Origin of the sequence: Erwinia persicina NBRC 102418 (assembly GCF_001571305.1) — a bacterium.
In the GTDB taxonomy this organism is placed as follows: Bacteria; Pseudomonadota; Gammaproteobacteria; order Enterobacterales; family Enterobacteriaceae; genus Erwinia; species Erwinia persicina.
Map to the genome: position 1 here is coordinate 94,472 of NZ_BCTN01000015.1, position 12,731 is coordinate 107,202.

A 12,731-nucleotide genomic window follows, 5' to 3' on the forward strand; every position below is an offset into this window, starting at 1 on the left:
TCTATTACCTCTTATGCCAGGCGTGGGTTAACTTTATCAGCATCGATCTCGAACTTAACGATGGCATCAGCCACCACTTTTTTGTCGATTTCGCCACGTTTAGCCAGTTCACCCAGGGCGGCAACCACCACGTAAGATGCGTCCACTTCGAAGTGGTGACGCAGATTCTCACGGCTGTCTGAACGACCGAAGCCGTCAGTACCCAGCACGCGATAGTCGCTGGCAGGGATGTAGCTGCGAACCTGCTCGGCGAACAGTTTCATGTAGTCGGTTGATGCCACGGCAGGGGCATCGTTCATCACCTGAGCGATGTACGGCACGCGAGGCTCTGACGTTGGGTGCAGCATGTTCCAGCGCTCACAGTCCTGACCATCACGGGCCAGTTCGGTGAAGGAGGTCACGCTGTAGATGTCAGAACCTACACCGTAGTCTTTCGCCAGGATATCGGCAGCTTCACGGACGTGACGCAGGATAGAACCTGAACCCAGCAGCTGAACTTTACCTTTGCTGCCTTCTTTGCTGTCCAGTTTATAGATACCTTTACGGATACCCTCTTCTGCACCGGCCGGCATCGCTGGCATATGGTAGTTTTCGTTCAGCGTGGTGATGTAGTAGTACACATTTTCCTGCGCTTCGCCGTACATACGTACCAGACCGTCATGCATGATGACAGCAACTTCATAAGCGTAAGCCGGATCGTAAGAAATACAGTTCGGGATAGTCAGAGACTGAATGTGGCTGTGACCATCTTCGTGCTGCAGACCTTCACCGTTCAGTGTGGTACGACCGGAGGTTCCGCCCACCAGGAAGCCGCGTGCCTGCTGGTCGCCTGCTGCCCAGCACAGGTCGCCGATACGCTGGAAACCAAACATGGAGTAGTAGATGTAGAACGGGATCATTGGCAGATTGTTGGTGCTGTAAGACGTTGCCGCCGCCAGCCACGATGCGCCTGCACCCAGTTCGTTAATCCCTTCCTGCAGGATCTGTCCTTTTTCATCTTCTTTATAGTAAGCAACCTGCTCACGGTCCTGCGGCGTGTACTGCTGGCCATTCGGACTGTAGATACCGATCTGGCGGAACAGACCTTCCATACCGAAGGTACGCGCTTCATCGGCGATGATTGGCACCAGACGATCTTTGATCGACGGGTTTTTCAGCATCACGTTCAGGGCACGCACGAAGGCGATAGTGGTCGAGATCTCTTTGTTCTGCTCATCCAGCAGCGCGCGGAAATCTTCCAGCACCGGCATATCCAGCTTCTCGCTGAATTTCGCTTCACGGGTTGGCAGGTAGCCGCCCAGTTTTTCGCGCTGGCCGTGCAGGTAGTTGTACTCTTCAGAGCCTTTTTCGAAGGTCACATACGGCAGTTTTTCAATGGCTTCATCACTGACCGGTACGTTGAAACGATCGCGGATGTAGCGTACGCCATCCATGTTCATTTTCTTGACCTGGTGCGCGATGTTTTTGCCTTCTGCAGTCTCGCCCATACCATAGCCTTTGATGGTATGTGCCAGGATCACTACCGGTTTGCCTTTGGTATCCTGCGCTTTTTTCAGTGCGGCGAAGACTTTCTTCGGATCGTGACCACCACGGTTCAGAGACCAGATCTCGTCGTCGGTCATATCTTTAACCAGCGCTGCGGTTTCCGGATATTTGCCGAAGAAGTGCTCGCGAACATAGGCACCGTTGCGGGATTTAAAGGTCTGATAGTCACCGTCAACGGTTTCGTTCATCAGTTGGATCAGTTTACCGCTGGTGTCTTTACGCAGCAGTTCGTCCCAACGTCCGCCCCAGATAACTTTGATCACTTCCCAGCCAGCGCCACCAAAGATGCCGTCAAGCTCGTTAATGATCTTGCCGTTACCGGTGACCGGGCCATCCAGACGCTGCAAGTTACAGTTGATGATGAAGACCAGATTATCCAGTTTTTCACGGGTCGCGATGGTGATCGCCCCTTTAGATTCTGGCTCATCCATCTCACCGTCGCCCAGGAAGGCATAAACGGTCTGCTGAGATGTATCTTTCAGGCCACGGTGTTCCAGATATTTCAGGAATTTAGCCTGATAGATCGCGCCCAGTGGACCCAGACCCATGGATACGGTCGGGAACTGCCAGAAGTTAGGCATCAGTTTAGGGTGCGGGTAAGAGGACAGGCCTTTACCGTCAACTTCCTGGCGGAAATTGTTCATCTGGTCTTCGGTCAGGCGACCTTCCAGGAAGGCACGGGCGTACACGCCCGGCGAGATATGGCCCTGGAAGTAAACCAGATCGCCGCCGTCTTTTTCGGTGCGCGCACGGAAGAAGTGGTTAAAGCACACTTCATACACGGTGGCAGAAGACTGGAAGGAGGACATGTGGCCACCCAGATCCATATCTTTCTTTGACGCACGCAGAACGGTCATGATGGCGTTCCAGCGAATAGCGGAACGGATACGACGCTCTAAAGACGTGTTGCCCGGGTACTCCGGCTCATCTTCAACGGCAATAGAGTTAATGTAGTTACTGGCTCCCGTACCGGCAGCCACTTTCACGCCGCCTTTACGTGCGCCGCTCAACACCTGGTCAATCAGATACTGTGCGCGCTCAACACCTTCTTCACGGATGACCGATTCGATCGCTTCTAACCAGTCGCGAGTTTCGATCGGATCCACGTCATTATTTAAACGTTCTGACATGGGGGGTATTCCTTATCTGTGTCTAATTACGTTGAATTGTCTGGAGCCTGTCTCTTTGTGCTCTGGTTCACTTCAAAACACAAAGAGACAGGCCCGTCGTTTATACCTTTGCAGGTACGTGCCGCGTTATATTTACGCGTTAGTCCTTACGTTGCTGTAAACGTCTCAGGGAGCGCTCTCTACGACTTTGCTCCCGACTTCTGTCCAGCAATATTTCCTCGATAAACGCCAGGTGGCGGTGTGAAGCTTCGCGTGCCTGCTCGGGCTCACGTGCCACAATCGCCTCAAAAATACTGGCGCGGTGGCTACTTACTTTCTCCAGCATCTCACGACGCGAGTAGAGCAATTCAAAGTTCTGTCTGACGTTCTGTTCAAGCATTGGGCCCATGCTGCGGAGAAGATGTAAAAGCACCACATTATGAGCCGCTTCTGTGACAGCAATCTGATATTGCATCACCGCATCAGCTTCTGCATCGAGATCGCCGCTTTGCTGAGCGGTCTGAATCTGCAGGTGGCAGTCGCGAATACGGACCAGATCTTCGTCAGTGCCGCGCAGTGCGGCATAATAGGCGGCAATCCCTTCCAGGGCATGACGTGTTTCTAACAGGTCGAACTGGGATTCAGGATGGCCGGCCACTAATTCTACGAGCGGATCGCTCAGGGTTTTCCACAAATGGGTCTGGACGAAGGTTCCCCCCCCCTGACGGCGGAGTAAGAGACCTTTGGCTTCCAGGCGCTGTATCGCTTCACGCAGAGAAGGACGGGACACGTCAAACTGCACAGCCAGCTCTCGCTCAGGCAGCAATTTCTCTCCCGGGCGCAGTGTTCCCTCCATAATCAGGGACTCAAGCTGCTGTTCGATAGCATCAGAGAGCTTCGGTTGGCGGATCTTGCTGTAGGCCATCATCCCTTCTTTACGATTTGCCGGAGTAAATTGGTAATACCAATTGCAAAAAGGAGCCCGTAAAGTAACAAAGTATTCACCTGATGTCCATATGGCAACCCGCCTAAACCAGACTCTCGTCTCGTTCACAATCATAGCCTAAGGACGAAATCCAACAGCCATTTATCCGCAGTAGAAATGTTAAATTTCGTCACTTTTTCGAAAGACGGCAGCGAGTTAGTTGATAAATAACGACATCACCATAAGAGAATGTTATTCGTCATTCTTGCTGATTTGTGACAGAAAATGAGAATCATAAAACTGAGAGCGATCGTTGATTTTTTGGGCATACTTTCGCACAGAAAGCAAAAGCGAGTGCATTAGCGGTCACTTAACACTATTCTCTTCGCCAGGATAGGTTTTGCCCTATTTTCGCTTACACGACAGCGTAAAGTTTTTAATACATTAAAAAATAATAAGTACGAGGTTTCTATGGAACAACAGCAGGGCGAAACGCTGAAGCGTGGTCTGAAAAACCGCCACATCCAGCTGATTGCATTAGGCGGTGCCGTAGGTACTGGCCTGTTTCTGGGCAGTGCATCGGTGATTCAATCCGCAGGCCCCGGCGTGATACTTGGCTATGCCATCGCCGGTTTTATCGCCTTCCTGATTATGCGCCAGTTGGGCGAAATGGTAGTGGAAGAGCCTGTTGCAGGCAGCTTCAGCCACTTCGCCTATAAATACTGGGGCAATTTCGCCGGTTTCGCTTCCGGCTGGAACTACTGGGTCTTGTATGTGCTGGTCGCCATGGCGGAACTGACCGCGGTGGGCAAATATATCCAGTTCTGGTATCCCGACATCCCGACCTGGATGTCTGCTGCCGTCTTCTTTGTGCTGATCAACGCAATCAACCTCACTAATGTGAAAGTGTTTGGTGAAATGGAGTTCTGGTTCGCCATAATCAAAGTCGTTGCGGTGATTGCCATGATCCTGTTTGGTGGCTGGTTACTGTTTAGTGGTACCGGTGGTCCGCAGGCCAGTGTGCGCAATCTGTGGGAACAGGGTGGCTTCCTGCCTAATGGCTTTAGTGGCCTGATCATGATGATGGCCATCATTATGTTCTCTTTCGGTGGTCTGGAGCTTGTTGGTATCACGGCGGCAGAAGCCGATAATCCGGAAACCAGCATTCCCAAAGCCACCAACCAGGTGATCTACCGTATCCTGATTTTCTATGTCGGCTCACTGGCAGTACTGCTCTCCCTGATGCCGTGGACGCGCGTCACCGCTGACACCAGCCCGTTTGTATTGATTTTCCACGAGTTGGGTGATGCGCTGGTGGCCAACGCCCTTAACGTCGTGATCCTGACGGCGGCGCTGTCGGTGTACAACAGCTGTGTTTACTGTAACAGCCGTATGCTGTTTGGCCTGGCGCAGCAGGGCAACGCCCCGAAAGCACTGTTGAAAGTGGACGGTCGCGGTGTGCCGGTAATCTCTATCCTGTTCTCCGCGGTGGCCACCGCCCTGTGCGTGCTGCTGAACTACCTGATGCCCGGTGAAGCCTTTGGCCTGCTGATGGCGCTGGTGGTTTCTGCTCTGGTCATCAACTGGGCGATGATTAGCCTGGCACACATGAAATTCCGCCGTAAGAAGGATCAGCAGGGGATTAAAACCCGCTTCCCGGCCCTGTTCTACCCGCTGGGTAACTGGGTCTGCCTGTTATTCCTGGCCGGCATCCTGGTGCTGATGGCAATTACCCCAGGCATGGCAATCTCCGTCTGGCTGATCCCGGTTTGGGTACTGATCCTCGCTGTCGGCTATTGGGTGAAAAACCGTACTCAGCGCGGATAATCATCACCGTCGCTTCTGATTCGGCCAGCCTGAGCTGGCCGAATTGTTATCTGCCTCACACTTTCCCCTCCCCAGGCATTTTGTCCATCTCTGCGACGTTTTGCACCTGCGCACTGCGCACGATAAGCGTGAATACTCTCGATCACAAATGATACGCGGGAGAATAATCCATGAAGAGCACCAGGCTCTCAGTCAGAGAAAAAATTGGTTACGGGATGGGCGATGCCGGATGCAATATGATCGGCGGTGCCATCATGCTTTTTCTTAACTATTTCTACACTGACGTCTTCGGCCTTGCCCCGGCGCTGGTCGGGGTTCTGCTGCTGTCGGTCAGGGTCATCGATGCCGTGACGGATCCGATTATGGGCGCGATTGCCGACCGCACTCAGAGTCGTTGGGGGCGGTTCCGCCCATGGCTGCTGTGGATCTCCCTGCCCTACGTGCTGTTCAGCGTACTGATGTTCACCACGCCAGACTGGACCTATAACAGCAAGGTAATCTGGGCATTCGCCACCTACTTCCTGATGTCCCTGACCTATACGGCGATCAATATTCCTTACTGCTCGCTGGGCGGGGTGATCACCAGTGACCCGGGTGAGCGTGTCTCCTGCCAGTCGTACCGCTTTGTGATGGTTGGCGTCGCCACGCTGATCCTCTCGCTGACGCTGCTGCCGCTGGCAGACTGGTTTGGCGGTGACAATAAGGCGCGCGGCTACCAGATGGCCATGGGCGTGATGGCGCTGGTCGCCCTGATGATGTTTTTGTTCTGCTTTGCCACGGTGCGCGAACGTATTCATCCGGCCGTCCCCACTCATGACGACCTGAAGGGGGATCTGCGGGACGTGTGGAAGAACGATCAGTGGGTGCGTATTTTGCTGCTGACCTTCTGCAACGTCTGCCCCGGCTTTATCCGCATGGCCGCCACCATGTACTACGTCACCTGGGTGATGCAGCAGTCGACCCACTTTGCCACGCTGTTTATCAGCCTGGGTGTGGTTGGCATGATGGTCGGCAGTACGCTGGCAAAGGTTCTGACCGACCGCTGGTGTAAACTGAAAGTCTTCTTCTGGACCAATATTGCGCTGGCGATCTTCTCGGGTGGGTTCTACTTCCTCGACCCGCAGGCCACCATGCTGGTGCTGGTCATGTACTTCCTGCTGAATATTCTGCATCAGATCCCGTCACCACTGCACTGGTCGCTGATGGCCGATGTGGATGACTACGGGGAGTGGAAAACCGGCAAACGTATCACCGGCATCAGTTTCTCCGGCAACCTGTTCTTCCTGAAAGTCGGGCTGGCAGTGGCAGGAGCAATGGTTGGCTTCCTGCTCTCCTGGTACGGCTATAACGCCGGGGCGAAACAACAGAGCCCGGCCGCTTTAAACGGCATCGTCCTGCTGTTTACCGTGATCCCGGCGGTGGGTTATCTGATCACTGCGGGCGTGGTGCGTCTGCTGAAGGTGGACCGTACGCTCATGCTGCAAATCCAGCGCGATCTGGAGCAGCGCCGCACCAACTATCAGGAACTGAACGATTACCACGACAGCAAAGAGCTGAAAACAAAACCACAAGGAGCCGTACGATGAGCCATTGGCCTAACCCCTTAATCGAACAGCGCGCCGACCCGTTTATTCTGCGCCATCAGGGAAGCTACTACTTTATCGCCTCGGTGCCAGAGTATGACCGGCTGGAGATCCGCTGCGCCACCACGCTGGCCGGACTGGCAGAGGCCCGGGCGGCAGTCGTCTGGCACAAGCCCGATCGTGGCCCGATGAGTGCATTAATATGGGCACCCGAACTGCATCTGATTGACGGGCAGTGGGTGATCTATTTTGCTGCCGCGCCGTCAAAGGAGATCAAACAGGGCCTGTTCCAGCACCGGATGTTTGCTCTCACCTGTGATGATGCCGACCCGCTTAGTGGAGAGTGGATTGAGCGCGGGCAGATTCTGACCCCCATCGACAGCTTCGCGCTGGATGCCACCCACTTCGTTCATCAGGGGAAAAACTGGTATCTGTGGGCGCAGAAAGATCCGGCTATTCCCGGAAATTCCAACCTCTATCTGGCCGAGCTGGCCACCCCGTGGCAGATCAAAGGCTACCCGGTGATGCTCAGTCGTCCACAGTATGAATGGGAGTGCGCCGGTTTTAGCGTGAATGAAGGCCCTGCAGTTATACGCCACGGCCAGCGGCTGTTTGTCAGTTATTCTGCCAGCGCCACCGATGAAAACTACTGCATGGGATTGCTATGGATTGATGCTGAAGCGGATCCGCTACAGGCAGAAAACTGGCAAAAATCCGCCGCGCCGGTCTTTACCACCAGCTGGGAAAACCACCAGTATGGTCCCGGGCACAACAGTTTTACCACGGGTGAAAACGGCGAGGACGTGCTGGTCTACCACGCCCGTAACTACACCGAAATTGAAGGGGACCCGCTGTACGATCCTAACCGCCATACACGCATAAAGACCTTCAGCTGGGATACCAGCGGCATGCCACAGTTTGGCACGCCCCCGGCAGACTCGCTGTCAGACCAGCGTGCCATAAATAGTCAGTAGCGCCACCACCACCACGATCATCAGCGAGACCTTTTTCGCCAGTGCAACCGCGATGCGCGGGGTCTCCACCTTATCGAGGTGGGGATCGCGCGCCAGCGAGAACTGGGCTAGTTGAGTCAGCACCTGGTACTGTGGCGTATGGCGATCGCCCAGCGAGGCGAACCATGCAGGCAGCGCTCGCTCCCCGTGGCCCAACAGGGCATACGCTACGCCAACCAGCCGTACCGGGATCCAGTCTACCCAGTGCAGGATAGCATCCACGCCTGACTGTGCCCGCTCGAGCGGATTCTGCTGACGTGCAAGCCAGCTCTGCCAGGCTCGCAGAAACGCATAGCCGACCAGCAGCACAGGACCCCATGGCCCACCGACCACAAACCAGAACAGCGGCGCCAGGTAAAACCGGTAGTTAATCCACAGGAGTGCATTTTGTAGCGCGGAAAGAAACTCACGCTCGCTGCACTCCGCAGGCACACCATGGATCAGCGTTAACTCTTCAATCATCGCCTGGTGCGCATCACTGTCATTGTGGCTGGCGGCTTTCAGATAGGCATGATAATGCAGTCGTACCGACCCCGCCCCGATGCACAACAGGCCAATTAATATCCAGAACAACAGTTTAGGCACGCCAAAAAACAGCCCTTTCAGCGCCAGCAGACACAGGGCAACCGCCGCCATGATCAGCACGGTCATCAGTAGCGTACGAATCAGAGAGAAATGACGGCGGGCACGAAATAGCGGCATCAAATGATGGTCGAGTTGCCAGTGCTCCCCCATTTTAAACAGTCGTTCCCATCCCAGAACCAGTAACAGACTGAATAACGTCATACTTTCACTCCCGCGTGCTCAAGTTCGGCGTAATAACGTGCCCAGTCAAAAGAGGGGCCCGGGTCAGTTTTACGTTCAGGCGCGATATCACTGTGACCGGTGATCTGCTGTGCCATCGCGGGATAGTGCTCTACCAGCAACGCCGTCACCGCACACAGCGACTGATATTGCGCATCGGTATAGGGCAGCGTGTCCGTCCCTTCCAGTTCAATGCCTACCGAAAAATCATTACAGGCTTCACGGCCCTGATAACTGGATACGCCAGCGTGCCATGCACGCAGATGAAAAGGGACGTACTGCACGATTTCACCATCACGACGAATTAAACAGTGTGCCGAGACCTGCAAATGACTGATATCAGCAAAGTACGGGTGAAGGGTGGGATCAAGCTGTCCGGTAAACAAGTCGTCGATCCATGGGCCGCCAAATTCACCGGGCGGCAGACTGATATTGTGGATCACCAGTAGTGAAGGTGATTCATCATCAGGTCGCTGATTCATATGCGGCGACGGCACATGTCGCACTCCCGCAATCCACCCATCTTGCAACTGCATACCACTTCTCCTGTGTTCTGACTCCCGCAGATTAACATGATTTTTTTCTGCTTAATCAAACTTATCAATCTGGTCTTTTTAGAGGACAAAAATTATTTTCATTTTTTTGCATCCGATTTCCCTCTTCATCCGTAGATAACTCTGTGAGGCAAAAACGCCTTCTCTTACGCTAAGGAACTCATCATGAAAACGCTCATCCGCACCGCCCTGTGTGCTTCAGTGCTGTTCAGTGCCGCATCAATGGCGGAGATGTCCCAGAATACCGTGATGGTAGGTGGGGCTGCTATGTACCCTTCCCATAATATCGTTGAGAATGCCCTCAATTCGAAAGATCACACCACGCTGGTCGCTGCCGTAAAAGCCGCAGGCCTGGCGGATACGCTGCAAGGCCCTGGGCCGTTCACCGTCTTCGCACCGACCAACGCCGCCTTTGCTAAATTGCCCGCAGGCACCGTGGATAATCTGCTGAAACCGGAAAACAAAGCGACGCTGACCAGCGTGCTGACCTATCATGTGGTCGCCGGAAAATATGATATGAAAGCCCTGATGAAAAAGATTAAGCAGGGGAACGGCAGCGCTGAGCTGAAAACCGTTAACGGTGCCCCTCTGTGGCTGATGATGAATGGCCCCCACAATATTCAGCTAAAAGATGATAAAGGCAACGTCGCCAATATCAGCACCTATGATGTGCAGCAAAAAAATGGCGTGATTGATGTTATTGATACGGTACTGATGCCTTAATCCATCGTGTGCCAACACTCGGGAAAAAATAAATATACCCGCTGATGTTAAAATAAAGGGTATACAATTGGTGCAGCAGGTTTTTTTCACACTCCTTCCGCACCTCTTTTTTCAGGATGCTTCATGACGGACGACGTAACAGATAGCCAGATTTTATTTATGAAGGCCATCGCGGCCGGCGATAAACAGGCATTTGAGGCGACCTACCGCCGTTATTCACCTTATCTTTTTGCTATTGCACTGCGTATGTTACGCCGTCGCGACTGGGCAGAAGAGGTGCTGCATGACAGTTTCCTTGTCGTCTGGCAGCGTGCTGGCCACTTTGATCCTGCACTCAGCGCCCCGAAAACCTGGTTGACCAACATTGTGCGTAACCGCGCGATTGATTATCTGCGCCTGCAGGATAACCGTGTTGACGCTCTGGAAGAGGATGACGACCTTTTCGCCATGCCGCACTCCGGGGATGCGTTCCCTTCAGGATCAGAATCACGCAGGCTGACAGACTGCATGACACAGCTGTCGTCTGAACAGCGCCAGAGCATCACGCTGGCGTACTATCAGGGGCTGTCACACAGCGAAATTGCGCTGCACCTGGAACAACCTGCGGGAACCATTAAAAGCTGGATCCGCCGTGCATTAACTCAACTGAAAGAGTGTGTGGGCATATGAAAAGCAGACGCGATTTTGACTCAGCACTGGCCGCAGAATTTGCCCTTGGCACGCTGCGCGGTGCCGCACGCCAGCGTTTTGCCCGCCGCCTGTCACAGGAGCCTGAACTGGCGGCAGAAGTCAGCCGCTGGCAACACTCTCTGGCTGAACTTGACCAGCGGGTGACTCCGGTTCCCCCGCCGGAAGCCGTCTGGCAGCGGATTGCCCGTGGGCTGCCCGCCGATAATCCCCCCGCACAACGACCGCGCTGGCCATGGCTTGGCTGGGTTCTCGCCGCCTCCTTTGCCGGAGCGCTGCTCTATACCCAGTTCACCGTGCCCCCTGCCCAGCAGGCTATCGCGGTACTCAATGGTGACAGTCAGCAGGGATCCTGGGTCGTCAGCCTCAGCCCGGATAAAACGCAGCTGATGGTGGAAGCCGTCAATGCCTCGGCCATTCAGCCAGACCGCAGCCTGCAGCTCTGGCTCATCCCGCCTGGCGAGAAACCGCAGTCTCTGGGACTGGTGACAGAGCGGGAGCGTCAGCGCGTTGACGTGACAACACTCCAACTGGCCCAACTACCGACGCTGGCGATCAGCCTTGAGCCGCGCGGCGGTTCCCCGACCGGACAACCCACGGGGCCAGTACTGTATAGCGGTAAAATCATGCCTCTGTAGCCAGACTGGCCTGAGGGAATACCTGGGCCAGCTGCGCCATCAATATCGCGCGCAGGCGTGCGGCGGCAGGCGGTAATATCTCCTGCCCCTGAAGCAGCGCCATGCCCAAATCCCCGACCGGCGGCAGCAGCGGATGATGTAAAACCTGAAGCCCCAGCGGAAGCCCAAACTCAGTGCGTAAGGTCACGCCCAATCCGGCGGAGGCCGCGGCCCAGAGGCCACTCAGGCTTCTGCTGGTGAAGGCTACCCGCCACGGTATGGCGGCATGATCCAGGGTATCAATTGCCCGGGTGCGCATCTGGCAGGGAGCATCAAACAGCAGCAGCGGCAACGCCTCACCCTGCTCTAACCATTGTGCCAGCTGAAACCCTTCACGTCCTATCCAGCACAGTGCGGCTGCCGGTAGCGGCTGCGTAAAGCGCGATGAGTCCTCCCCCTGCCAGCACAATGCCAGGTCCAGCTCACCCTGACGTATCCCCTGCAGTAATTCACTGTTACGGCCAATGCGTGCAGAAACCTGTATCAGCGGATGCGCCCGCGAAAACTGGCCCAGCAGTTCCGGCAGCAAGGTCTCGCCAAAATCTTCCTGCAACCCTATGCGCACGCTGCCGGCAATATCCCGCCCGGACAGCGCACTGAAGGCCTCGTCATTGAGCGCCAGCAATCGCCTGCCGTAAGCCATCAGCAGCTCGCCGTTATCCGTCAGTGCCAGCCGCCGCCCGGCCTTCTGTAACAACGGCAGCCCTGTTTGCTGCTCCAGTTTTTTTAGCTGTGCACTGACGGCGGAGGTCGAGCGACTCAACCGTTCGGCGGCCTGAGCAAAACTCCCCAGCTCAATCCCGAGCACAAACGCGCGTAACGCATCCAGATCGAAAGTCATACGTTTAAACGGCTGCATTAATCATCCTGTTTTTCGGGATTATCGATACGAATATATGCGATTTTATAAACTATTTTTGCGTTCTATGCTGCTGTCTTCTCCCACAAAAAAGGAACAGCCTCATGACAGCACCGCTCGACCGTGACAGTCTGGCCAGCGTGTCCCCTGTGCTTGCCGCCATTACAGAACAGACTCTTTTTGGCACGATCTGGCAGCGTAGCGAATTAAACAAACGTGAACGCAGCCTGATTACCGTGGCCGCGTTAATTGCGCTCGGCCGCCACCAGCAGTTACCCTGGCATCTGGATTTCGCCCGAACACATGGCATCAGCAATCCCGAACTGGCCGAAGTCATGACCCATCTGGCGTTCTATTGCGGCTGGCCTGCAGCCGTATCTGCACTTAGTCTGCTGCCAAAATCCGACAACAGCCTTCAGGAGTAA

The 12,731-nt window shown here is 54.8% G+C and carries 12 protein-coding genes; 7 read left to right on the forward strand and 5 right to left on the reverse strand.

Annotation, left to right across the window (positions count from 1 at the left end):
• Nucleotides 1–11: 11 nt before the first annotated feature.
• Together aceE and pdhR are read right to left on the reverse strand one after the other, a co-directional pair.
• Nucleotides 12–2,675, reverse strand: coding sequence for a pyruvate dehydrogenase (acetyl-transferring), homodimeric type (gene aceE, locus EPE01S_RS16400; protein WP_062747223.1), 2,664 nt, complete (start codon nt 2,673–2,675; stop codon nt 12–14).
• 139 nt (nt 2,676–2,814) lie between these two features.
• Nucleotides 2,815–3,579, reverse strand: coding sequence for a pyruvate dehydrogenase complex transcriptional repressor PdhR (pdhR, locus tag EPE01S_RS16405; RefSeq protein WP_062747226.1), 765 nt, complete (start codon nt 3,577–3,579; stop codon nt 2,815–2,817).
• A 471-nt stretch (nt 3,580–4,050) separates the two neighbouring features.
• On the opposite strand from pdhR, the gene aroP reads away from it, so the two are divergent.
• The 3 genes from aroP to EPE01S_RS16420 all read left to right on the forward strand — a co-directional run bounded on the left by aroP (nt 4,051) and on the right by EPE01S_RS16420 (nt 7,963).
• The gene (gene aroP / locus EPE01S_RS16410; RefSeq protein WP_062747229.1) at nt 4,051–5,406 is read left to right on the forward strand and encodes an aromatic amino acid transporter AroP; all 1,356 of its coding nucleotides are present in this window, start codon (nt 4,051–4,053) and stop codon (nt 5,404–5,406) included.
• A 170-nt stretch (nt 5,407–5,576) separates the two neighbouring features.
• A complete protein-coding gene (locus tag EPE01S_RS16415; RefSeq protein WP_062747231.1) occupies nt 5,577–6,992 on the forward strand; it encodes a glycoside-pentoside-hexuronide (GPH):cation symporter in 1,416 nt (471 codons plus the stop codon).
• Complete coding sequence (locus EPE01S_RS16420; RefSeq protein WP_062747233.1) at nt 6,989–7,963, forward strand: glycoside hydrolase family 43 protein; 975 nt, start codon at nt 6,989–6,991, stop codon at nt 7,961–7,963. Before EPE01S_RS16415 ends, EPE01S_RS16420 begins: the two co-directional genes overlap by 4 nt.
• Here the strand turns inward: EPE01S_RS16420 and ampE are convergent.
• The gene (gene ampE / locus EPE01S_RS16425; protein ID WP_062747235.1) at nt 7,934–8,788 is read right to left on the reverse strand and encodes a beta-lactamase regulator AmpE; all 855 of its coding nucleotides are present in this window, start codon (nt 8,786–8,788) and stop codon (nt 7,934–7,936) included. The two genes, EPE01S_RS16420 and ampE, sit on opposite strands and share 30 nt — an antisense overlap.
• Nucleotides 8,785–9,342 carry a 1,6-anhydro-N-acetylmuramyl-L-alanine amidase AmpD gene (gene ampD, locus EPE01S_RS16430; RefSeq protein WP_062747237.1) on the reverse strand — a complete coding sequence of 186 codons (558 nt, stop codon included), beginning with the start codon at nt 9,340–9,342 and terminating at the stop codon, nt 8,785–8,787. The genes ampE and ampD overlap by 4 nt, the downstream gene beginning before the upstream one ends.
• A 183-nt stretch (nt 9,343–9,525) precedes the next feature.
• On the opposite strand from ampD, the gene EPE01S_RS16435 reads away from it, so the two are divergent.
• From EPE01S_RS16435 to EPE01S_RS16445, 3 genes are all read left to right on the forward strand, one after another.
• On the forward strand, nt 9,526–10,083 hold the full coding sequence (locus EPE01S_RS16435) for a fasciclin domain-containing protein (protein ID WP_062747239.1): 558 nt from the start codon (nt 9,526–9,528) through the stop codon (nt 10,081–10,083).
• Between the two features lie 123 nt (nt 10,084–10,206).
• Nucleotides 10,207–10,752, forward strand: a complete 546-nt coding sequence (locus tag EPE01S_RS16440; RefSeq protein ID WP_062747241.1) for an RNA polymerase sigma factor — start codon at nt 10,207–10,209, stop codon at nt 10,750–10,752.
• Nucleotides 10,749–11,408, forward strand: coding sequence for an anti-sigma factor (locus EPE01S_RS16445; RefSeq protein WP_062747243.1), 660 nt, complete (start codon nt 10,749–10,751; stop codon nt 11,406–11,408). The genes EPE01S_RS16440 and EPE01S_RS16445 overlap by 4 nt, the downstream gene beginning before the upstream one ends.
• On the opposite strand, the gene EPE01S_RS16450 is transcribed toward EPE01S_RS16445, so the two are convergent.
• A complete protein-coding gene (locus EPE01S_RS16450) occupies nt 11,395–12,306 on the reverse strand; it encodes a LysR substrate-binding domain-containing protein (RefSeq protein WP_062747245.1) in 912 nt (303 codons plus the stop codon). The genes EPE01S_RS16445 and EPE01S_RS16450 overlap by 14 nt on opposite strands.
• A 104-nt stretch (nt 12,307–12,410) precedes the next feature.
• On the opposite strand from EPE01S_RS16450, the gene EPE01S_RS16455 reads away from it, so the two are divergent.
• Nucleotides 12,411–12,731 carry a carboxymuconolactone decarboxylase family protein gene (locus EPE01S_RS16455; RefSeq protein WP_062747247.1) on the forward strand — a complete coding sequence of 107 codons (321 nt, stop codon included), beginning with the start codon at nt 12,411–12,413 and terminating at the stop codon, nt 12,729–12,731.